The following is a 21,522-nucleotide window of genomic DNA, read 5'->3' on the forward strand; positions in this document are numbered from 1 at the left end:
TGCCTTGAGTAGACAAAGAAAGTGTCCGGCCTGCCTGCATGGCATAAGTCTTGCGCCGCTTTCGTTACCGCTCAGGCTCGCAGGAGGCACGTCGTGTCGATCCATGTCGCATTGCATCACGTCACGCATTACCGCTACGACCGCGCGGTCGAACTCGGCCCGCAGATCGTTCGCCTGCGCCCGGCGGCCCACAGCCGCACGCGGATCCTTTCCTATGCGCTGAAGGTTTCGCCCGAGCAGCATTTCATCAACTGGCAGCAGGACCCCCAGGGCAATTACCTGGCGCGGTTGGTGTTTCCCGAGAAAACCCGGGAGATGCGGATCGAAGTCGACCTGCTGGCGGAAATGGCGGTGTTCAATCCGTTCGACTTCTTCCTCGAGCCCTACGCCGAGAAGATTCCGTTCGCCTACGCGGCTGACGAACGCAAGGAGCTGGCGCCTTACCTGGAAACCCTGCCATTGACGCCGAGATTCCAGGCCTATCTGGAGGGCATCGACCGCACGCCATTGCCGGCGGTGGATTTCCTGGTGGCGCTCAACCAGCGCCTGAGCGAAGACATCAACTACCTGATCCGCATGGAGCCCGGTGTCCAGACTCCGGAGCACACCCTTGAGCACGCGTCCGGCTCGTGCCGCGACTCGGCCTGGCTGTTGGTCCAGTTGCTGCGAAACCTAGGCTTGGCCGCGCGGTTTGTCTCCGGTTACCTGATCCAATTGACCGCCGACGTGAAGAGCCTCGATGGCCCGTCCGGCACCGACGTGGATTTCACCGACCTGCATGCCTGGTGCGAGGTCTACCTGCCCGGTGCCGGCTGGATCGGCCTGGATGCGACCTCTGGGTTGTTCGCCGGTGAAGGCCACATCCCGTTGGCCTGTAGTCCCGATCCGTCCTCGGCGGCACCGATCAGCGGCCTGGTGGAGCCGTGCGAGTGCGAGTTCAGCCACGAAATGTCCGTCGAGCGGGTCTGGGAAGCGCCGCGGGTGACCAAGCCTTACACCGATGCGCAATGGCTGGCGATCCAGACCCTGGGGCGGCAGATCGATGCCGACCTGCTGGAGGGCGACGTGCGCCTGACCATGGGGGGCGAACCGACCTTTGTCTCCATTGATGACCCGGACGGCGCCGAGTGGAACACCGCGGCACTTGGGCCGGACAAGCGCCGGCTCTCCGCCGAGCTGTTCCAGCGCATGCGCAACCACTACGCGCCCAAGGGGCTGGTGCATTTCGGCCAGGGCAAGTGGTACCCCGGCGAGCAATTGCCGCGCTGGTCGCTGAACTGTTACTGGCGGCGCGACGGGGTGCCGATCTGGCACAACAGCGCCTTGATTGCCGACGAGCAGCAAGATTACGGCGCCGATGGCGAACTCGCTGGACGCTTCCTGGCAAGCGTTGCCGAGCGTTTGAAAATTCCTGCGCGGTTCGTGTTCCCGGCCTACGAAGATAATTTCTATTACCTCTGGCGCGAAGGTGCGTTGCCGTCGAACGTCACGGCCGAGGACCCGCGCCTGGAGGATGCCCTGGAGCGTGCGCGGTTGCGCAAGGTCTTCAGCCAGGGCCTGGACAAGGTCATCGGCCAGGTCCTGCCGTTGGCCCGCACCGCCAAGGGCGATCAATGGCAAAGCGGTCGCTGGTACCTGCGGGACAACCACTGTCGCCTGGTGCCGGGGGATTCGCCCCTGGGCTATCGCTTGCCGCTGGCGTCCCAGCCTTGGGTGACGGCGGCCGAGTACCCGTTCATCCACCCCACCGACCCGAACCAGGCCTTGCCCGAACTGCCCGGCACCGAGCAGTTGGCGCGTCACGGCGAGTCGGCGGCCGAGCGGGAGCGTGTCCCGGAGATCGACAAATCCGCCGACTGGCTGACCCGCACCGCCTTCTGTGCCGAGGCCCGCGAAGGCCGGCTGTACTTGTTCATGCCGCCGCTGGAGCGGGTCGAGGATTACCTGGCGCTGGTCAGTGCCATCGAGGCGACGGCTGAGGAGCTGCACTGTCCGGTGCTGTTGGAAGGCTACGAGCCGCCAAGCGACCCGCGCCTGAGCAATTTCCGCATCACCCCCGACCCTGGTGTGATCGAGGTCAACGTGCAGCCCTCGGCGAGCTGGGATGAGCTGGTCGAACGCACTGAGTTTTTGTACGAAGAAGCGCGACAGACCCGGCTGACCACCGAGAAATTCATGATCGATGGCCGGCACACCGGCACCGGTGGCGGTAACCATTTCGTACTCGGTGGCGCGACACCGGCGGATTCACCGTTCCTGCGGCGTCCCGACCTGCTGCGCAGCCTGATCAGCTACTGGCATAACCACCCGTCGTTGTCCTACTTGTTTTCCGGATTGTTCATCGGCCCGACGTCCCAGGCGCCCCGCGTGGACGAGGCGCGCAACGACGCGTTGTACGAGCTGGAAATCGCCTTCGCGCAAATGCCCCAGCCCGGCGAGGAATGCCCGCCGTGGTTGGTGGACCGCTTGCTGCGCAACCTGTTGATTGACGTGACCGGCAACACCCACCGTGCCGAATTCTGCGTCGACAAGCTCTATTCACCGGACGGCGCCACCGGGCGTCTCGGCCTGTTGGAGTTGCGTGCGTTCGAGATGCCGCCCCACGCCCGCATGAGCCTGGCCCAGCAGTTACTGCTGCGGGCACTGGTGGCGCGGTTCTGGCGCGAGCCGTATGCGCCGGCGAAACTGGCGCGTTGGGGCACCGAGCTGCATGACCGCTTCCTGTTGCCGCACTTTATCGAGCAGGATTTTGCCGACGTCATCCACGAACTGAACGCCGTCGGCTACCCGCTGCGGGCCGAGTGGTTCGCCGCGCACCTGGAATTCCGTTTTCCCAAGGTGGGCGATTACGCGGTCAACGGTATCGAGCTGCAATTACGCCAAGCCCTGGAACCTTGGCATGTGCTGGGAGAAGAGGGCGCGGTGGGCGGCACCGTGCGTTATGTGGATTCGTCCCTGGAGCGTTTGCAGGTCAAGCTCAGCGGTCTGGCGCCGCAACGTTATCTGCTGACCTGCAACGGCGTTGCGGTGCCGTTGCAACCGACCGGTCGGGTCGGCGAGTTCGTCGCCGGGGTGCGGTTCCGTGCCTGGCAACCGGCCAACTGCCTGCAACCGACCATCCCGGTGCATGCGCCGTTGGTTTTCGACGTGCTCGACACCTGGATGCAACGTTCCGTGGGCGGCTGCCAGTATCACGTGGCCCATCCGGGCGGGCGCAACTATGACAGCCTGCCGGTGAACGCCAACGAGGCCGAGAGCCGGCGCATGGCGCGTTTCTTCCGGCTCGGACATACACCGGGGAAACTGCCGATACCGAGCCTGGCGGTGGATGACGAGTTTCCGCTCACGCTCGATCTGCGGCGTTTTCCAGGGGCGCCAAAGCGTTAGGTGGACCTGTGGCGAGGGAGCTTGCTCCCGCTCGGTTGCGCAGCGACCGTAAAATCTTGGGGTTGCTGCGCAACCCAGCGGGAGCAAGCTCCCTCGCCACAATGATTGCAGTCTCAAAGCCCAGGTCGGATCCAACACAAACACACCTATCCGGGCGTCATGCGCTTGCGCTAGTCTCACCTTTCATTGCTGTCTGCCGAGCTTTCCATGCCTGACCTGCTTGACCGTTACCCGCTGACGACGGGCACCTATCACGAATTGCTGGACGACAGCGGTGCGGTGCGCGCGCACTGGCGGCGGCTGTTCGACCAGTTGCAGCGCAGCACGCCGGCCCAACTGCTGCAGCGTCAGGCCCTGCTGGCCCGGCAGATCCAGGAAAACGGCGTGACCTATAACGTCTACGCCGATCCGAAAGGCGCCGACCGGCCGTGGGAACTGGACCTGCTGCCCCACGTGATCGACCCGCAGGAATGGAAGCATCTGCAAGCTGGGATCGCCCAGCGTGCGCGACTGCTCAATGCGGTGCTGGCTGACCTGTACGGGACGCAGCGGCTGATCAGTGAAGGGCTGTTGCCGGCGGAGTTGGTCTTCGGGCACAACAATTTCCTCTGGCCTTGCCAGGGCATCGCGCCGCCGGACGGCAGCTTCCTGCACTTGTATGCGGTGGATCTGGCACGCACGCCCGATGGTCGCTGGTGGGTCACGGCGGACCGGACCCAGGCGCCTTCGGGGGCCGGGTACGCGCTGGAAAATCGCACGATCGTTTCCCGTGCCTTCCCCGACTTGTACCGCGACCTCAAGGTGCGGCACCTGTCCGGTTTTTTCCGCACCTTGCAGGAAACCCTGGCGCGACAGGCGCCCAGCGACGGCGAGTCGCCGCTGGTGGTGCTGTTGACACCGGGGCGGTTCAACGAAAGCTATTTCGAGCATCTTTACCTGGCGCGCCAACTGGGCTATCCGCTGGTGGAAGGCGGCGACCTGACCGTCCGCGACGCCACGGTCTATCTCAAGACCCTCAGCGGCCTGCGCCGGGTCCACGCCATCATGCGCCGGCTCGACGACGATTTCTGCGACCCCTTGGAGCTGCGCACCGATTCGGCCCTCGGCGTGCCGGGCTTGCTCGAAGCGGTGCGCCAGGGCCGGGTGCTGGTGGCCAATGCCCTGGGCAGTGGCGTGCTGGAATCGCCGGGCCTGCTGGGGTTCCTGCCGAAGATCAACCAGTACCTGTTCGGCGAAGAACTGCTGCTGCCGTCCATCGCCACCTGGTGGTGCGGCGAGCCGCCGGTGCTGGCCCAGGCCCTGGAAAAATTGCCGCACTTGTTGATCAAGCCGGCGTTTCCCTCCCAGAGTTTCAGCCCGGTGTTCGGTCGCGACCTGAGCGAGACGCAGCGCGCCCAACTGGCGGCGCGCATGCAGGCACGGCCCTATGCCTATGTCGCCCAGGAACTGGCGCAGCTGTCCCAGGCGCCGGTGTGGCAGGCCGACGATGGCCAGATCCAGCCGAGGGCAATCGGCATGCGCATGTATGCCGTGTCCGGGAAAGACGATTATCGGGTCCTGCCGGGCGGCCTGACCCGGGTGGCCGCCGAGGCCGACGCCGAAGTGGTGTCGATGCAGCGCGGTGGTGCGAGCAAGGACACCTGGGTGCTGAGTGAGCAGTCTCCCGGCGGTGAACAATGGAAGGCCCAGCGAACCGTAGGGGTTCATGACCTGGTTCGACGTGATCCGTACCTGCCTTCGCGGGTGGTGGAAAACCTGTTCTGGTTCGGCCGCTACTGCGAGCGTTGCGATGGCAGCGCGCGGTTGCTGCGGATCATGCTGGCGCGTTATGTCGACGGCGATGATCCACAGGCCTTGGAATCGGCGGTGGCCTTGGGCGAAAGTCTGATGCTGCTGCCCGAAGAGGGTGAGCTGCCCGAGCGTTTGCTGGCAGCGCTGCTGGGGGATGACTGGTCGTTCAGCCTGCGTTCCAATCTCCAGCGTTTGCAGTGGGCCGCCTCGCAGGTGCGCGGCAAGCTGTCCCGGGAGAACTGGCAGGCGCTGGTGGAGTTGCAGCGCGAAGCCATGGAGCTGGAAACCGAGGAAGCGGATTTCGGCGAGTTGCTGGATTTCCTCAATCGGTTGGTGATGTCCCTGGCGGCGCTGTCCGGCTTCGCCCTGGACGACATGACCCGCGACGAAGGCTGGCGCTTCCTGATGATCGGCCGGCGCCTGGAGCGCCTGCAGTTCCTCAGCAGCAGCCTGGCGGCGTTCCTGCGCAGCGATGCGGTCTTCGACCAGGCCGGGCTGGAGTGGTTGCTGGAACTGGGTAACAGCAGCATCACCTACCGCTCGCGCTATTTGGCGGTGGCCCAGTTGATTCCGGTGCTGGACTTGCTGTTGCTGGACGAACAGAACCCCCACGCGGTGCTTTTCCAGTTGAAACTGGTGGCCCGCACCCTCAAGCGTTTGAACGATGATTTTGCCGCGCCCCGGGAAACCGCCTTGCCGGAACTGGTCGCACGCCTGTCGCGCTTTGACCTGCGTTGCCTGGAGAACCCGTTGTTCGGTGAAGCCAGCCTGCGCGCCGCACTCGATGGGCTGGCCGACCTGTTGCAGGAAGTGGCCGATGTCAGCGGCCAAGTGTCCGATCGCCTGGCCTTGCGTCATTTCGCCCATGTCGATGATGTCAGCCAACGCACGGTGTCCGTCTGATGAACGCCCGTTACCAGATTCTCCACGACACCCATTACCACTACGACAGCCCGGTGTCCCTGGCCCAGCAGCTTGCCCATCTGTGGCCACGGGCCTGTGATTGGCAGCGTTGTACTGAGCAACAGCTGCACATCAGTCCGGAACCGACCGCCCGGCGCGATGAACAGGATGTGTTCGGCAACCCGCTGACCCGCCTGGCCTTCGAGCGGCCCCATGACGAGCTGTTGGTCAATGCGCGCCTGAGCGTCGAGGTGCTGGCCCGTCCCGAGCTGGATTTCAACCTGTCCCCGGCCTGGGAGTCGACTTGTAACGCGCTGACCTACACGGGCCGGCCACTGGCGGCGCCAGTACTGGAGGCGTGCCGTTACCGTTTCGAGTCACCCTACGTGCACCTCAAGCGCAGCTTCGTCGAATTTTCCGAAAGCTGCTTTGCGCCAGGGCGACCGTTGATGATGGGCGTTCGAGCGCTAATGGAGAAGATCTTCGAGGAATTCACCTTCGATGCCGAGGCAACCCAGGTGGCGACGCCGCTGGTGGAGGTGCTGGAGCGGCGACGGGGCGTTTGCCAGGACTTCGCCCACTTGATGCTGGCCTGCGTGCGCTCTCGCGGCTTGGCGGCACGTTACGTCAGCGGCTACCTGCTGACCCAGCCACCGCCCGGCCAGCCCCGGCTGATTGGCGCCGATGCGTCCCATGCCTGGGTCTCGGTGTATTGCCCGGTATTGGGTTGGGTGGATTTCGACCCGACCAACAACGTACAGCCGGCGCTGGAACACATCACCTTGGCCTGGGGCCGGGATTTTTCCGATGTATCGCCGTTGCGCGGGGTGATCTTGGGGGGCGGTACGCATGATCCCGAAGTGCGGGTGACGGTGATGCCGCTGGAATCGTGAATGCTGTGTGGTAAATGTGGGAGCGAGCCTGTGGGAGCCAACCCTGTGGGAGCCGAGCTTGCTCGCGATAAGGGCGACACGGTTCAACTGCAAAACCGTGTCATCGTTCATCGCGAGCAAGCTCGCTCCCACAGGTTGCGTGTCATTTGAATGATGAGGTTTCCCATGTTCCCGGTGTCCATCAAAGGCGTGCTGCAATCCCCCGAAGGCCTGGTTGTGCTGATGCTCAATGAGCGAGATGAGTGGGAGCTGCCCGGCGGGCGGATCGAGCTGGGCGAAACGGCGCCGCAATGCCTGGCACGGGAGATCGCCGAGGAGCTGGCGGTCGAGGTGAGCGTGGGGGAGCCGCTGGATTCGTACCTGTTCGAGGTCATTGCCGGCAAGCACGTCTTCATCTCCACGTACCGCTGCCAGTTGCTGGGCGGTTTCGTGCCGACCATCAGTCATGAGCACAAGGAGATCGGGCTGTTCGCGCCGGACCAATTGCCGGTGAACCTGCCTGCGGGTTATCGCCGGTCGATTATCAAGGCGCTGAGGTTGTGAGGGCCGGCAGCGAGGCTGCCGGTCCTGGTCACAAAACCGGGGGGCCGGATCGGATCATCGGGCCCTGGGGGAGTCAGGCGTCGGGGGCCTGATCTTTCGGTGCATCGACATCATCGTCTGCCGCCACTTCACCCTCGGCATCGGGGTTCAGTGCTGCTTCATCGGCGGTTGCTTTCTTGCGCTGGAGCTTTTCCTCTTTCTTCTGCTCCTTGGCCAAGTCTCTCTGACGTTTGGCGAAGGAATAATTGGGTTTGGCCATGGGCGATCCTCTGGGGTCGAAGGTGAGGTTGAGCGTCGCATATTCTGCCCTGTATCGGGGCCGAGCCGTTAGCTGGGTTTTTGTTCGGCCCACTTTGGCTGCACGGACGGTTGCCATTCGTCCAAGGCATCGAGCAAGTTCTGCGGGGATTCGCTCACTTGCAGCATGTCACGATGGGGCGCGCGGACGAAGCCTTCGCCGACGATATGATCGAGAAAAGCGGTGAGCTTGCTGTAGAAACCGTTCACTTCCAGCAGCCCCAGCGGTTTGCCGTGGTAGCCGAGCTGGCCCCACGTCCAGACTTCGAACAACTCCTCCAGCGTGCCGAGGCCGCCGGGCAGGGCGATGAAGGCATCGCTGGTTTCAGCCATGCGCGCCTTGCGGGCGTGCATGCCGTCCACCACTTCCAGGCGGGTCAGGCCGCTGTGGCCGATCTCCTTGTCCTTCAGGCTTTGCGGGATGATGCCGATGACTTCGCCGCCGGCCGCCAGGGCCGCATCCGCGACAATCCCCATCAGGCCGACGGCCCCGCCGCCGTAGACCAGGGTCAGTTTTCGTTCCGCCAAGGCGCGGCCGAGGGCCTGCGCCGCTTCACGATACGCGGGATGGGTGCCAGTGCTGGCGCCGCAAAATACACAAACAGACGCGATGGACATGCTTTACTCCGTGGTCAGTCACCGCGCCAGAGTAAAGCCTGGCCTGTGTTGCGCAAAGGACTTAAACCTCGCGCCGGGGCTTTTCATAGGTACCGCTGGCGCCGCAGGCGTAGGCGGCGAGCAAGCTGCACAGCAGGCTATTGAAGTTCATGATGATCGCTCCAGAAGATGATGGGCCTGATCATAGGGCCGCCTCATACTTCTGGCTGGTTGATTCTGTCCATCAGGCTGATAGGCTTAAGTTGTATACAATCTTTGACTCAGGTCATAGGAACTTGCCGGAAAATCAGGCAGTCTTTTCCTTTGACGGAATTTTGTTAACCATGCCTTGGAGATTCACGATGTTTGCCAAACTTGTAGCAGTATCCCTGTTGACACTGGCCAGCAGCCAACTGATGGCAGCGGAGTGCAAGACCACCATCGACTCGACCGACCAGATGTCCTTCAGCACCAAGGCCATCGAGATCGACAAGAGCTGCAAGACGTTCACTGTTGAGCTGACGCACTCGGGCAGCCTGCCGAAAAACGTCATGGGCCATAACTGGGTGCTGAGCAAGGAGGCTGACATGCAGCCGATTGCCACCGATGGTCTGAGCGCCGGTATCGACAAGAACTATCTCAAGGAAGGTGATGCTCGTGTCATCGCCCACACCAAACTCATTGGTGCCAAGGAAACCGACTCGGTGACCTTCGACGTGTCGAAACTCAGCGCTTCGGAGAAGTACGGCTTCTTCTGCTCGTTCCCAGGCCACATCTCGATGATGAAAGGCACCGTTACCCTGAAGTAACCACCGCCTATCCTGTGGGAGCCGAGCTTGCTCGCGATGGCGTCAGCGCATTCAACATCCATGCAAGCTGACCCACCGCTATCGCGAGCAAGCTCGCTCCCACAAGGGGAGCTCTTCCCCCTGTGTTTACGGGGCGTACGGCATCACGCGCTTGTGCTCGGTCTTGCGATAGGTGTCACAAATGATTTTGACCGCCTCTTCGCGAACCGGTTGGCCGTGCAGGAACGCATCGATCTCGGCGTAGGTCACGCCGTGGGAGGCTTCATCCGGCTTGCCGGGCGACAGGTCTTCAAGGTCGGCGGTGGGGACTTTTTCCACCAGCGATTCCGGCGCGCCGAAATCCCTGGCGATGGCCCGGACCTGGTTTTTCACCAGGCCGCTCAACGGTGCCAGGTCGCAGGCACCGTCACCGAACTTGGTGAAGAAACCCATGACCGCTTCAGCCGCATGGTCAGTGCCGATCACCAGGCCCTGCTCAGCGCCGGCGATGGTGTATTGCGCCACCATGCGCATCCGCGCCTTGGTATTGCCCAGCACGAAATCCCGCGACACCGCCGCCTTGCCCTCGAACGCCGCGACTTGCTCGGCCAAGGCCTTGACCGCCGGGCCGATGTTGACGGTATGGCGCTCGTCCGGGTCGATGAAGTCCACGCAGGCCTGTGCTTCATGTTCGTCGAACTGGGTTTCGTACGGCAGGCGCACGGCGATGAACTTGTAGGCGGCGTTGCCGGTTTTCTCCCGCAGTTCGCGCATGGCGCGTTGGGCCAGCAGCCCGGCGGTCAGCGAGTCGACGCCCCCGCTGATGCCCAGCACGAGGGACTTGAGCCCGGAATTGACCAGGCAATCCTGGATAAAGCTCACTCGCCGGGCGATTTCGGCCTTGAGGGCGGCGTCATTGGCGAACGGTGGCTGGACCTTGAGCTGTTCAGCAATCTCACGCTGTACGGCTTGCATGAATTCACTCCTTGCTTGATGCGTCTGAAAGGGCGGCAGGTACTTGGAAAACGTGTCGCATGTAGGCGACGAAATTCGGGTCCTTGCAGTGGGTCTTGCCGGGCTCATCGGAAATCTTGGCCACGGGTTGCCCGGCACAGCTGATCATTTTAAGCACGATGCTCATGGGCTCGACACCCGGGATGTCGCAGGTCAGGTGGGTGCCGATACCGAAGCTGACATTAATGCGACCACGCAACGCCCGAAAAATCTCCAGGCATTTGGGTAATGTCAGGCTGTCGGAGAACACCAGGGTCTTGCTCATCGGGTCGATGCCGAGCTTGTGGTAGTGGGCAATGGCTTTTTCAGCCCAGATCACCGGGTCGCCCGAGTCATGGCGCAAGCCGTCGAACAGCTTGGCGAAGAACAGATCGAAATCCTTGAGGAAGGCGTCCATGGTGATGCAATCGGTGAGTGCGATACCCAGCAGGCCTCGGTATTCACGCACCCAGCAATCGAGGGCGGCGATCTGGCTGTCGATCAACCGCGGGCCCAGTTGCTGATGGGCCATGATCCACTCGTGGGCCATGGTGCCGAGGGGTTTCATGTCCAGCTCCCGGGACAGGTGGACGTTACTGGTGCCGACGAAACGCCCGGGGAAATCGTGCTTGAGGACGTTGACCACTTCTTCCTGAACGCGGAAGGAAAACCGACGACGGGTGCCGAAGTCCGCGACTTGCAGCTCGGACAGCTCATCGGCGCTGGCGTTGGCGCTCAGCCAGTCGAACTTGCGGTACAGCTGCTCGCGGGTCTGTTCCAGGACGACTTCACGGTAGCGATAGCGATTGCGCACTTCGCTGACGATGGCCAACAGCGGCACTTCGAACAAGATCACATGCAGCCACGGTCCGCGCAGGCGGATGAACAGCTCGCCGTTGTCGATGCCGGTGTGCACGTAGCGCAGGTTGAAGCGAAACAGCCCCAGGAACCGCAGGAAATCTGGCTTGAGGAAGCTGATGCGCTCCAGGAAACCCAGCTGGTCGGCGCTCAGGTTCAACTCCGCCAGGCGCTCGATCTGGAAGCGGATCTCCGCCAGGTACGGACGCAGGTCTTCGCTGTTGCGGCAACGGAACTCCCACTCGACTTCGACGTTGGGGTAGTTGTGCAGCACCGCCTGCATCATCGTCAGTTTGTAGAAGTCGGTGTCGAGCAGGTTCTGCACGATACGATCGGCAAATACGCTCTCGCTCATAGGGTTCTCCAGACAGGCCGCAGCCGTGGGCAGCGAAGTTCGGCAGTTTGTAGTGAAGGGGCTAGTGGCGCATAACCCTGGTGGGTTTTGCCAGCGATTTTTTAACAGTCCACAGGCCTTTGCGGGAGCGCGCTTACTGTGGCGAGGGAGCTTGCTCCCGCTGGAGTGCGAAGCGCTCCCCTTTTTTTGCGGGTGCTTCGCACCCGAGCGGGAGCAAGCTCCCTCGCCACGGGTTTTGTGTGGGGTGCCGTTATTGCGGTACCTGCGGGCTGTCGATCTGCTCCAGCATCCACTCCACGAAAAGCCGCACCTTGGGTACTTCCGCCGAATGCTCCGGATAGGCCAGGTAATAGGCGCTGGTGCTGGGCATCGCGTGGGGCCAGGGGATGACCAGCTTGCCGTCGGCCAGTTCTTCTTCCACCAGGAACCGTGGCAGCAGGGCGACGCCACAGCCGACCTGGGCGGCGCGAATGCACATGTAGAAGGTTTCGAAACGCGGGCCGTGGTAGCTGTGTTCGGTGTGGTAGCCCTGGCTGTCGAACCAGTCGTGCCAGGCCTGGGGTCGCGAGGCGTTTTGCAGCAGCACCAACCCGGCCAATTGGGTCGGGTCGGTGAAGGGCTGGCCGGGAAGGCTGCCGGGCGCGCAGACTGGCACCAGCTCCTCGTCGAACAGTCTCAGGGACTCGGTGCCGGGACGTGAACCCTGGCCGAAGTAGAACGCCAGGTCGCTGCGCCCCTGCTGCAAGTCGTCGGCTTCCTGCTCGCTGCACAGGTCCAGATGAATTTTCGGATGACGCAGGCGCCAGCCTTTCAGGCGCGGGACCAGCCAGCGAGCCCCAAAGGTCGGGGGCGTGGAAACACGCAGGACTTCGGTGTCGCCACCGTAGGACCGCAGGTAATGGGTAGACATCTCCACCTGGGTGAGGATTTTTCGTACTTCCCCCAGATACAAATCCCCGGCCGGTGTCAGCTGCAAGCGACGGCGCACACGCCGGAACAGCAGGTGCTGCAACAATTCCTCAAGCTGGGCGACCTGTTTGCTGACGGCACTCTGGGTCAGGTGAAGCTCTTCGGCGGCACGGGTAAAGCTCAGGTGGCGGGTCACGGCTTCGAAGCACTGGAGGGCGGTGATCGACGGTAAATAGCGCTTATTGAGCATGACGAGGGCCTTTTTCTTGTTGCTCTATAAATCGAGTCAGGGGCAGCATGAATAAACGGAATGATATCTCGCTTAATGGTCGTTTGTTGGCAAGACTCGAGCCAGCTAAAACTAGAGGCCTGCGCAGAGGGTGATTGTCCGTCTGCCAATCTTTTATCGCTCGTTTAGAGGAGTTATCCCATGGTTGCTGCATTGCTTGATCGTCTGGGCGTCAATCCGGCCTTGTACCAGGGCGGCGCACAGCCGGTGCATTCGCCTATCGATGGCAGTCGTATCGGTGCCGTGAACTGGGAAGGCGCCGCTGAAGTCGAGCAGCAGGTCAGCCGTGCCGAGCATGCCTTCGACCTGTGGCGCAAGGTGCCGGCCCCGCGTCGCGGCGAGCTGGTGCGTCAATTCGGCGATCTGTTGCGTGAATACAAGGCCGATCTCGGCGAACTGGTGTCTTGGGAAGCCGGCAAGATCACCCAGGAAGGCCTGGGTGAAGTGCAAGAGATGATCGACATCTGCGACTTCGCCGTCGGCCTGTCCCGCCAGTTGTACGGTTTGACCATCGCCTCCGAACGCCCGGGCCATCACATGCGTGAATCCTGGCATCCGCTGGGCGTGGTCGGGGTGATCAGTGCCTTCAACTTCCCCGTCGCGGTCTGGGCCTGGAACACCACGCTGGCCCTGGTCTGCGGCAACTCGGTGATCTGGAAACCCTCGGAAAAGACTCCGCTCACCGCCCTGGCGTGCCAGGCGCTGTTCGAGCGCGTGCTGAAGAACTTCAGCGACGCGCCACCGTACCTGAGCCAGGTGATCATCGGTGGCCGCGATGCCGGTGAAGCGCTGGTGGATGACCCGCGCGTGGCCTTGATCAGCGCCACCGGCAGCACCCGCATGGGCCGTGAAGTGGCGCCGAAAGTCGCCGCGCGTTTCGCCCGCAGCATCCTGGAGTTGGGCGGCAACAACGCCATGATCCTGGCGCCGAGCGCCGACCTGGACATGGCCGTGCGCGCCATCCTGTTCAGCGCCGTCGGCACCGCCGGCCAGCGTTGCACTACCCTGCGTCGCCTGATTGCCCATGAGTCGGTGAAGGAAGAGATCGTCACCCGCCTCAAGGCCGCCTATTCGAAAGTGCGCATTGGCCATCCGCTGGAAGGCAACCTGGTCGGACCGCTGATCGACAAGCACAGCTTCGAGGGCATGCAGGACGCGCTGGAGCAGGCCTTGAGCGAAGGCGGTCGCGTGTTTGGTGGCAAGCGCCAGCTTGAAGACCAATTCCCGAATGCCTATTACGTCTCGCCGGCCATCGTCGAGATGCCCGAGCAGAGTGATGTGGTGCGCCATGAAACTTTCGCGCCGATCCTGTACGTGGTCGGCTACAAGGACTTTGCCGAGGCCCTGCATTTGAACAATGCCGTGCCCCAGGGCCTGTCGTCCTGCATCTTCACCACCGACGTGCGTGAAGCCGAGCAGTTCATGTCGGCCGTGGGCAGCGACTGTGGCATCGCCAACGTCAACATCGGTCCGAGCGGCGCGGAAATCGGCGGCGCGTTCGGCGGCGAAAAAGAAACCGGCGGCGGTCGCGAATCCGGTTCCGACGCCTGGCGCGGCTACATGCGCCGCCAGACCAACACCGTGAATTACTCGCTGGAGTTGCCGTTGGCGCAGGGGATTACCTTCGACTGATATCGAGTCGACAAAAATTCCTGTGGGAACCCCCTGTGGGAGCGAGCTTGCTCGCGATAGCGGTCTGTCAGTCACATAGCCATTGAATGTGTCGCCGCCATCGCGAGCAAGCTCGCTCCCACACTGAATAGTGTGATGGTTAGGTTTCATTTTCGGAGTCTGGCAATGCCGTTACGCGAAGAATGTCTGTGGGAAAAACTGACGCCGCAAAGGCCCGAAAACACGGCGCTCACCGGTGAAATCACGGTGGATGTCTGTGTGATCGGCGCAGGCTTCACCGGGCTGTCGGCGGCGGTGCACTTGCTCGAACAAGGCAAGCGCGTGGCTGTGCTGGAAGCCCATCGGGCCGGGCAGGGCGGGTCGGGACGCAACGTCGGCCTGGTGAACGCCGGGCTGTGGATCCCGCCGGATGACATCGAGGCCGGGTTCGGCGAGGCGGTGGGCAGCCAGCTCAACCGCATGCTGGGGGCTGCGCCAGCCTTGGTGTTCAGTCTCATCGATAAATACAACATTGATTGCCAGTTGCGTCGCGAAGGCACCCTGCACATGGCCCATAACGCCCGGGGCGAGGCCGACCTGCGCAGTCGCGAAGCACAATGGAAACGCCGTGGCGCCCCGGTGGAATTGCTCACCGGCCAGGCCTGCGCGGAGGCGACCGGCACTTCGAAAATCGCCGCGGCATTGCTTGACCGCCGCGCCGGCACGCTCAACCCGATGGCCTACACCAGCGGGTTGGCCAAGGCCGCCACGGACCTGGGCGGCCAGTTGTTCGACCATTCCCCGGTGACCCGCCTGGAACGCCAAGGCCAGCGCTGGTCGGTGCAAACCGCCCAGGGTTCGGTACTGGCCGAGCAGGTGGTGATTGCCTCCAACGCCTACACCGAGGGCGACTGGACCGAACTGCGGCGCAATTTTTTCCCCGGCTATTACTATCAGGTCGCCTCGGTCCCTCTGACCGACGAGGCCGCCCACCGCATCCTGCCGGGCGGCCAGGGTTCGTGGGATACCCGCCAGGTGCTGAGCAGCATCCGCCGGGACAAGGACGGCCGCTTGCTGCTGGGCAGCCTGGGCAACGGCAACCGCAAGCCGACCTGGTTCCTCAAGGCCTGGGCCGACCGGGTGCAGCAACACTATTTTCCTTACCTCAAACCGGTGGAGTGGGAGTGCACCTGGACCGGTTGCATCGCCTTCACCCCCGATCACCTGATGCGTCTGTTCGAGCCGGCGCCCGGACTGGTGGCTGTGACCGGTTACAACGGCCGGGGCGTGACCACCGGTACGGTGGTCGGCAAGGCGTTCGCCGATTACCTCTGCCACGGTAACGCCCAGGCCCTGCCGATCCCGTTCGCGCCCATGCAGCCGCTGGCTGGGGTGGGGTTGCGCAGTTGCCTGTATGAGGCGGGCTTTTCGCTGTATCACGCGGGCCAGTGCCTGCGGATCGTCATTTGAGTGTTGAAAATTGTTGCTGGAAGCCGCGTTTTCTAGCGTAGCGTCTAGCCTGTTATGGTGCGGCTTGTAGCAGTCGCGCACCGACAGTGTGCAGTTCGGTGACGTGGGTTGTTACACAGTGGTTGCACGCCGTTTCGTGTGATGGTTGCAATGATGGCTCACGGAGGGTTTCACCCATTTAAATAAAAGGTTGCACCTCGTGCGGTTTAGACGGTTGCACGCCCTATGAAAAAGGGCTCGAAACAGTCGAAATAACAATAAAGCAGCGACTTTTTCCAGAATAAAAAACCGATGGCACGGCCCTTGCTCTGAGCTTTTCAGTGAAATGAAGTCGCAGTGCCAACTAAAAAAAACCTTGGAGCACCACCTCATGTCCCAGACGTTTTACAAGAAAGGTTTCCTGGCCCTCGCAGTGGCAGCTGCATTGGGTGTTCCTGCGTTTGCTCAAGCTGATGTGAAATTTGGTGTGGCGGGGCCGATGACCGGCGCCAACGCCGCATTTGGCGAGCAGTACATGAAGGGTGCGCAGGCAGCGGCCGATGTCATTAACAAAGCGGGTGGCGTCAACGGCGAGAAGATCGTACTGGTTGCCGGTGACGATGCTTGCGAGCCCAAGCAGGCCGTGGCCGTTGCCAACCGCCTGGTTGACCAGGACAAGGTGATCGGTGTGGTCGGGCACTTCTGCTCGTCCAACACCATCCCGGCCTCCGAGGTCTACGACGAAGCCGGCATCATCGCCATCACCCCCGGCTCGACCAACCCGGCCGTGACCGAGCGCGGCCTCAGCGCGATGTTCCGCATGTGCGGTCGTGACGACCAGCAAGGCATCGTGGCCGGCGACTACATCGTCGACGTGCTCAAGGGCAAGAAAGTCGTTGTCCTGCATGACAAGGACACCTATGGCCAGGGCCTGGCGGATGCCACCAAGGCACAACTGATCAAGCGTGGCGTGACCCCGGTGCTGTACGAAGGCCTGACCCGTGGCGAGAAAGACTTCAGCGCCGTGGTCACCAAGATCCGTGGGGCTGGCGCCGACGTGGTCTACTTCGGTGGCCTGCACCCGGAAGCCGGCCCGCTGGTTCGCCAGTTGCGTGAGCAAGGCCTCAAGGACGTGAAGTTCATGTCCGACGATGGCATCGTTACCGACGAACTGGTCACCACCGCCGGCGGCGCGCAATACGTCGATGGCGTGTACATGACCTTCGGCGCCGACCCGCGCTTGCTGCCAGACAGCAAGGTCGTGGTTGAAGAGTTCCGCAAGAATGGCACCGAGCCTGAAGGCTACACCCTGTACGCCTACGCTTCGGTCCAGGCCCTGGCCGCCGGCTTCAACGGCGCCAAGTCCAACAAAGGCGAGGATGCGGCCAAGTGGCTCAAGGCCAACCCTGTCCAGACCGTGATGGGCAAGAAGGAGTGGGACACCAAAGGCGACTTGAAAGTCTCCGACTACGTGGTCTACCAGTGGGACAAGGACGGCAAATACCACCAGTTGGAAAAACAGAAGTAATTTGAAGGGATGACTAGCCTGTGGCGAGGGAGCTTGCTCCCGCTGGGGCGCGTAGCGGCCCCAAAAAGGGGACTGCTGCGCAGTCCAGCGGGAGCAAGCTCCCTCGCCACGGAGACTGTGTTCACCCTGTCCTGATTGGCATTAGCCAAAGGCCCGTCTGTTTTTTTCTACGAGCCGCACATCCTTTGGCGCTGGGCTTCGAACCCGTCGTCGCGTCCCCGGGATGTGCTGTCTCACTGCGTGAGATTGCGTTATGGATGGTATTTTCCTGCAGCAACTGATCAATGGCCTGACCCTCGGGTCGGTCTATGGTCTGATCGCCATCGGCTACACAATGGTCTACGGCATCATCGGCATGATCAACTTCGCCCATGGCGAGGTTTACATGATTTCCGCTTACCTCGCGGCAATCAGTCTGGCTCTGCTGGCTTACTTCGGTATTGAATCCTTTCCGCTAATGATCCTTGGCACCCTCGTGTTCACGGTCGTGGTCACCGGCGTATACGGCTGGGTCATCGAACGCGTCGCCTACAAACCCCTGCGCAACTCCACCCGGCTGGCACCGCTGATCAGTGCCATCGGCATCTCGCTGATCTTGCAGAACTATGCACAAATCAGCCAGGGCGCCCGTCAACAAGGGATCCCGACGCTGCTCGAAGGCGCCATGCGCGTCGACATCGGCAGCGGTTTCGTCCAGCTCACCTACACCAAGATTTTCATCCTGGTCGCTGCGTTCGCCGGGATGGCCGCGCTGACCTACATCATCAAATACACCAAGCTCGGGCGCATGTGCCGCGCCACCCAGCAAGACCGCAAGATGGCCTCGATCCTGGGGATCAACACCGATCGGGTGATTTCCTACGTGTTCATCATCGGTGCAGCCATGGCGGCCCTGGCCGGCGTGCTGATCACCATGAACTACGGCACGTTCGACTTCTATGCCGGCTTCATCATCGGCATCAAGGCGTTCACCGCAGCGGTACTCGGCGGCATTGGCTCCCTGCCTGGGGCGATGCTTGGCGGGATCATCCTCGGGATCTCCGAGTCGCTGTTCTCCGGTCTGATCAACTCTGACTACAAAGACGTGTTCAGTTTCTCGCTGCTGGTGCTGATCCTGATCTTCCGTCCCCAAGGCCTGCTGGGTCGCCCACTCGTGGCGAAGGTATAAGTATGTCTGCTGCCAATAAACCGCTTGATATCAAACAGAGCGTCATCGACGCGATCCTGGCCGGCCTGATCTCGTTGATCGTGTTCGGGCCGATTGTCGGCGTGGTGCTCGACGGCTACAGCTTCAACCTGCAACCGGCCCGGGTCGGCTGGTTGGTGGCGATCGTGATGATCGGCCGTTTTGCCTTGAGCCTGTTCCTGCAAACTCCCAAGGGACTGAAGATTCTCCAGGGCTTCGAAAGCACCGGCTCCGGCGTGCATGTGCTGCCGCCGGACTACAAGTCGCGCCTGCGTTGGATCATCCCGGCGCTGATCGTGATTGCCATCGTGTTTCCGTTCTTCGCCAACAAATACGTGCTCACCGTGGTCATTCTCGGCCTGATCTACGTGTTGCTGGGCCTGGGCCTGAACATCGTGGTCGGCTTGGCGGGGCTGCTCGACCTGGGTTACGTGGCGTTCTATGCCATCGGTGCCTATGGCCTGGCGCTGGGCTACCAATACCTGGGGCTGGGTTTCTGGACCGTATTGCCGCTGGCGGCCATCGCGGCGGCAATGGCGGGGTGCATATTGGGATTCCCGGTGTTACGAATGCACGGTGACTACCTGGCCATCGTGACCCTGGGGTTCGGTGAGATCATCCGGTTGGTGCTGAACAATTGGCTGTCGTTCACTGGCGGGCCGAATGGCATGCCCGTGCCGTCGCCAACCTTTTTCGGCCTGGAGTTCGGCCGGCGAGCGAAAGATGGCGGGGTGCCGTTCCATGAGTTCTTCGGCCTCGACTACAACCCCAACATCAAATTCCTGTTCATCTACATCGTGCTGTTCATCACGGTATTGCTGGTGCTCTACATCAAGCATCGCCTGACCCGCATGCCGGTCGGACGTGCCTGGGAAGCCCTGCGCGAGGATGAGATCGCCTGCCGCTCCATGGGCCTGAACCATGTGCTGGTCAAGCTCTCGGCCTTCACCATCGGCGCGTCCACGGCTGGCCTGGCCGGGGTTTTCTTCGCCAGTTACCAGGGCTTCGTCAACCCGTCGTCGTTCACCTTCTTCGAGTCGGCGTTGATCCTGGCGATCGTGGTGCTGGGCGGCATGGGGTCGACGGTCGGCGTGGTGATTGCCGCCTTCGTGCTCACCGTGGCGCCGGAGCTTTTGCGCAGTTTCTCTGAATACCGGGTGCTGCTGTTCGGCGTACTGATGGTGCTGATGATGATCTGGCGCCCGCGCGGCTTGATCCGTATCAGCCGTACCGGTGTGACGCCGCGCAAGGGGGTAGCGCCATGAGCGAAGTCGTACTCAAAGTTGAAAACCTGATGATGCAGTTCGGTGGCATCAAGGCCCTCAGCGATGTCAGCCTGCAGGTCAAGCGCAACTCGATCTTCGCCCTGATCGGCCCCAACGGTGCGGGCAAGACCACGGTGTTCAACTGCCTGACCGGTTTCTACAAGGCTTCAGGCGGCAAGATCGAGCTTAACGTGCGCGGTGAGCAGACCAACGTCATCAAGTTGTTGGGCGAAGCGTTTCGCCCGACCGACTTCGTCTCGCCGAAATCCTTCGCCAGCCGGCTGTACTACAAGATGTTCGGCGGCACCCACCTGGTGAACCGCGCCGGCCTGGCGCGGACCTTCCAGAACATTCGCCTGTTCAAGGAAATGTCGGTGCTGGAAAACCTGCTGGTGGCCCAGCACATGTGGGTCAACCGCAGCCTGGTGGCGGGCATCCTCAACACCAAGGGCTACCGCAAGGCTGAAAGCGACGCCCTGGACCATGCGTTCTATTGGCTGGAGGTGGTGGACCTGGTGGATTGCGCCAACCGCCTGGCCGGAGAGCTTTCCTACGGTCAGCAACGGCGCCTGGAAATCGCCCGGGCGATGTGCACGCGTCCGCAGATCATCTGCCTCGATGAACCGGCCGCCGGCCTCAACCCTCAGGAAACCGAAGCGCTGAGCGCGATGATCCGGCTGCTGCGCGACGAGCATGATCTGACCGTGGTGCTGATCGAACACGACATGGGCATGGTAATGAGTATTTCCGACCACATCGTGGTGCTGGACCACGGCAACGTGATCGCCGAGGGTGGTCCCGAGGCGATTCGCAACGATCCGAAGGTGATCGCGGCCTACCTGGGTGCCGATGAAGAGGAACTGGTATGAGTGGACCTATCCTCGAACTCAAGGAATTGGATGTGTTCTACGGGCCGATCCAGGCCCTGAAGAAAGTCTCGATGCACATTGGCGAAGGCGAGACCGTGAGCCTGATCGGCTCCAACGGTGCCGGCAAGTCCACGCTGTTGATGTCGATCTTTGGCCAGCCCCGCGCGGCGGGCGGGCAGATCATCTACCAGGGCGTGGACATCACCCACAAGTCCTCCCACTACATCGCCTCCAACGGCATCGCGCAGTCGCCAGAAGGGCGGCGTGTTTTCCCCGACATGACGGTCGAGGAAAACCTGCTGATGGGCACCATTCCCATCGGTGACAAATACGCCAGCGAAGACATGCAACGCATGTTCGAGTTGTTCCCGCGGCTCAAGGAGCGCCGCAACCAGCGGGCCATGACCATGTCCGGCGGCGAGCAGCAAATGCTCGCCATCGCCCGGGCATTGATGAGCCGGCCGAAGTTGTTGCTGCTCGATGAGCCGAGCCTGGGGTTGGCGCCGATCGTGGTGAAACAGATCTTCGCCACCCTGCGTGAACTGGCCTCCACCGGGATGACTATTTTCCTGGTGGAACAGAACGCCAACCACGCCCTCAGGCTGTCGGACCGGGCCTACGTGATGGTCAATGGTGAAATCCGCCTGACCGGCACCGGCAAGGAACTGCTCGCCAACGAAGAGGTGCGCAACGCATACCTGGGCGGGCATTGAGGCGGTTGAAGCAATGAAAAAAACCGGCGAGTGAATCGCCGGTTTTTTTATCCCTCCAGAACACCATAAGCCCCTGTGGGAGCGAGCTTGCTCGCGATGGCGATCTATCAGTCGACGTTGATTTTGACTGAACCGACGCCATCGCGAGCAAGCTCGCTCCCACAGGGGAATTTATGCCGTTTTCAGAATTGTGGACAACAATCCTGAGCCCCTGTGAAACCGCGACATAAAGTCGCCGCAAACAGTTGTTTTGTCACGGTTTTGACTTGTCCCCGTTTGCTGTGGAACTGGCTGTGGG

General features: G+C 62.1%; 17 protein-coding genes. 12 read left to right on the forward strand and 5 right to left on the reverse strand.

Annotation, left to right across the window (positions count from 1 at the left end; genetic code table 11):
- Positions 1-93: 93 nt before the first annotated feature.
- From J3P85_RS02535 to J3P85_RS02550, 4 genes are all read left to right on the forward strand, one after another.
- Positions 94-3,387, forward strand: coding sequence for a DUF2126 domain-containing protein (locus tag J3P85_RS02535; protein WP_434704783.1), 3,294 nt, complete (start codon positions 94-96; stop codon positions 3,385-3,387).
- 207 nt (positions 3,388-3,594) lie between these two features.
- Positions 3,595-6,081, forward strand: coding sequence for a circularly permuted type 2 ATP-grasp protein (locus tag J3P85_RS02540; protein WP_434704784.1), 2,487 nt, complete (start codon positions 3,595-3,597; stop codon positions 6,079-6,081).
- The gene (locus J3P85_RS02545) at positions 6,081-6,974 is read left to right on the forward strand and encodes a transglutaminase family protein (RefSeq protein ID WP_434704785.1); all 894 of its coding nucleotides are present in this window, start codon (positions 6,081-6,083) and stop codon (positions 6,972-6,974) included. The genes J3P85_RS02540 and J3P85_RS02545 overlap by 1 nt, the downstream gene beginning before the upstream one ends.
- 165 nt (positions 6,975-7,139) lie before the next feature.
- A complete protein-coding gene (locus tag J3P85_RS02550; RefSeq protein ID WP_434704786.1) occupies positions 7,140-7,517 on the forward strand; it encodes an NUDIX hydrolase in 378 nt (125 codons plus the stop codon).
- 73 nt (positions 7,518-7,590) lie between these two features.
- Here J3P85_RS02550 and J3P85_RS02555 read toward each other — a convergent pair whose 3' ends face one another.
- Together J3P85_RS02555 and J3P85_RS02560 are read right to left on the reverse strand one after the other, a co-directional pair.
- Positions 7,591-7,776, reverse strand: a complete 186-nt coding sequence (locus J3P85_RS02555) for a hypothetical protein (RefSeq protein WP_186707843.1) — start codon at positions 7,774-7,776, stop codon at positions 7,591-7,593.
- 68 nt (positions 7,777-7,844) lie between these two features.
- A complete protein-coding gene (locus tag J3P85_RS02560; RefSeq protein ID WP_434704787.1) occupies positions 7,845-8,432 on the reverse strand; it encodes a TIGR00730 family Rossman fold protein in 588 nt (195 codons plus the stop codon).
- Positions 8,433-8,773: 341 nt separating this feature from the next.
- Here J3P85_RS02560 and azu point away from each other — a divergent pair, with 341 nt between their 5' ends.
- Entirely contained in the window at positions 8,774-9,220 is a 447-nt protein-coding gene (azu, locus tag J3P85_RS02565; protein ID WP_434704788.1) for an azurin, read from the forward strand.
- Between the two features lie 126 nt (positions 9,221-9,346).
- Here the strand turns inward: azu and nadE are convergent, their stop codons facing one another.
- The 3 genes from nadE to J3P85_RS02580 form a co-directional block, all read right to left on the reverse strand.
- The gene (gene nadE, locus J3P85_RS02570) at positions 9,347-10,174 is read right to left on the reverse strand and encodes an ammonia-dependent NAD(+) synthetase (RefSeq protein ID WP_434704789.1); all 828 of its coding nucleotides are present in this window, start codon (positions 10,172-10,174) and stop codon (positions 9,347-9,349) included.
- A gap of 4 nt (positions 10,175-10,178) precedes the next feature.
- Positions 10,179-11,405, reverse strand: a complete 1,227-nt coding sequence (pncB, locus tag J3P85_RS02575; RefSeq protein WP_186707835.1) for a nicotinate phosphoribosyltransferase — start codon at positions 11,403-11,405, stop codon at positions 10,179-10,181.
- Positions 11,406-11,655: 250 nt separating this feature from the next.
- A complete protein-coding gene (locus tag J3P85_RS02580; protein WP_434704790.1) occupies positions 11,656-12,564 on the reverse strand; it encodes a LysR family transcriptional regulator in 909 nt (302 codons plus the stop codon).
- Between the two features lie 180 nt (positions 12,565-12,744).
- On the opposite strand from J3P85_RS02580, the gene amaB reads away from it, so the two are divergent.
- From amaB to J3P85_RS02615, 7 genes are all read left to right on the forward strand, one after another.
- Positions 12,745-14,235, forward strand: a complete 1,491-nt coding sequence (amaB, locus tag J3P85_RS02585; protein ID WP_186707830.1) for an L-piperidine-6-carboxylate dehydrogenase — start codon at positions 12,745-12,747, stop codon at positions 14,233-14,235.
- 165 nt (positions 14,236-14,400) lie between these two features.
- Entirely contained in the window at positions 14,401-15,684 is a 1,284-nt protein-coding gene (gene amaA / locus J3P85_RS02590; RefSeq protein ID WP_434704791.1) for an L-pipecolate oxidase, read from the forward strand.
- A 370-nt stretch (positions 15,685-16,054) separates the two neighbouring features.
- Complete coding sequence (locus J3P85_RS02595) at positions 16,055-17,191, forward strand: branched-chain amino acid ABC transporter substrate-binding protein (protein WP_434704792.1); 1,137 nt, start codon at positions 16,055-16,057, stop codon at positions 17,189-17,191.
- Between the two features lie 253 nt (positions 17,192-17,444).
- On the forward strand, positions 17,445-18,359 hold the full coding sequence (locus J3P85_RS02600; RefSeq protein WP_053117953.1) for an ABC transporter permease subunit: 915 nt from the start codon (positions 17,445-17,447) through the stop codon (positions 18,357-18,359).
- Positions 18,360-18,361: 2 nt separating this feature from the next.
- Positions 18,362-19,642 (forward strand): high-affinity branched-chain amino acid ABC transporter permease LivM, encoded by a 1,281-nt coding sequence (gene livM / locus J3P85_RS02605; RefSeq protein WP_186707824.1) that lies wholly within the window; start codon positions 18,362-18,364, stop codon positions 19,640-19,642.
- Positions 19,639-20,511, forward strand: a complete 873-nt coding sequence (locus J3P85_RS02610; protein ID WP_057448281.1) for an ABC transporter ATP-binding protein — start codon at positions 19,639-19,641, stop codon at positions 20,509-20,511. The genes livM and J3P85_RS02610 overlap by 4 nt, the downstream gene beginning before the upstream one ends.
- The gene (locus J3P85_RS02615) at positions 20,508-21,224 is read left to right on the forward strand and encodes an ABC transporter ATP-binding protein (RefSeq protein WP_018606262.1); all 717 of its coding nucleotides are present in this window, start codon (positions 20,508-20,510) and stop codon (positions 21,222-21,224) included. Before J3P85_RS02610 ends, J3P85_RS02615 begins: the two co-directional genes overlap by 4 nt.
- Positions 21,225-21,522: the final 298 nt, after the last annotated feature.

The sequence above is a fragment of the Pseudomonas sp. Z1-12 genome (genome assembly GCF_051132015.1).
GTDB lineage: Bacteria > Pseudomonadota > Gammaproteobacteria > Pseudomonadales > Pseudomonadaceae > Aquipseudomonas > Aquipseudomonas zanjanensis.

Coding starts and splice junctions, on each gene's coding strand:
- J3P85_RS02540 (WP_434704784.1), top strand. CDS start 3,595: ATGCCTGACCTGCTTGACCGTTACCCGCTGACGACGGGCACCTATCAC.
- J3P85_RS02545 (WP_434704785.1), top strand. CDS start 6,081: ATGAACGCCCGTTACCAGATTCTCCACGACACCCATTACCACTACGAC.
- J3P85_RS02550 (WP_434704786.1), top strand. CDS start 7,140: ATGTTCCCGGTGTCCATCAAAGGCGTGCTGCAATCCCCCGAAGGCCTG.
- J3P85_RS02555 (WP_186707843.1), bottom strand. CDS start 7,776: ATGGCCAAACCCAATTATTCCTTCGCCAAACGTCAGAGAGACTTGGCC.
- J3P85_RS02560 (WP_434704787.1), bottom strand. CDS start 8,432: ATGTCCATCGCGTCTGTTTGTGTATTTTGCGGCGCCAGCACTGGCACC.
- azu (WP_434704788.1), top strand. CDS start 8,774: ATGTTTGCCAAACTTGTAGCAGTATCCCTGTTGACACTGGCCAGCAGC.
- nadE (WP_434704789.1), bottom strand. CDS start 10,174: ATGCAAGCCGTACAGCGTGAGATTGCTGAACAGCTCAAGGTCCAGCCA.
- pncB (WP_186707835.1), bottom strand. CDS start 11,405: ATGAGCGAGAGCGTATTTGCCGATCGTATCGTGCAGAACCTGCTCGAC.
- J3P85_RS02580 (WP_434704790.1), bottom strand. CDS start 12,564: ATGCTCAATAAGCGCTATTTACCGTCGATCACCGCCCTCCAGTGCTTC.
- amaB (WP_186707830.1), top strand. CDS start 12,745: ATGGTTGCTGCATTGCTTGATCGTCTGGGCGTCAATCCGGCCTTGTAC.
- amaA (WP_434704791.1), top strand. CDS start 14,401: ATGCCGTTACGCGAAGAATGTCTGTGGGAAAAACTGACGCCGCAAAGG.
- J3P85_RS02595 (WP_434704792.1), top strand. CDS start 16,055: ATGTCCCAGACGTTTTACAAGAAAGGTTTCCTGGCCCTCGCAGTGGCA.
- J3P85_RS02600 (WP_053117953.1), top strand. CDS start 17,445: ATGGATGGTATTTTCCTGCAGCAACTGATCAATGGCCTGACCCTCGGG.
- livM (WP_186707824.1), top strand. CDS start 18,362: ATGTCTGCTGCCAATAAACCGCTTGATATCAAACAGAGCGTCATCGAC.
- J3P85_RS02610 (WP_057448281.1), top strand. CDS start 19,639: ATGAGCGAAGTCGTACTCAAAGTTGAAAACCTGATGATGCAGTTCGGT.
- J3P85_RS02615 (WP_018606262.1), top strand. CDS start 20,508: ATGAGTGGACCTATCCTCGAACTCAAGGAATTGGATGTGTTCTACGGG.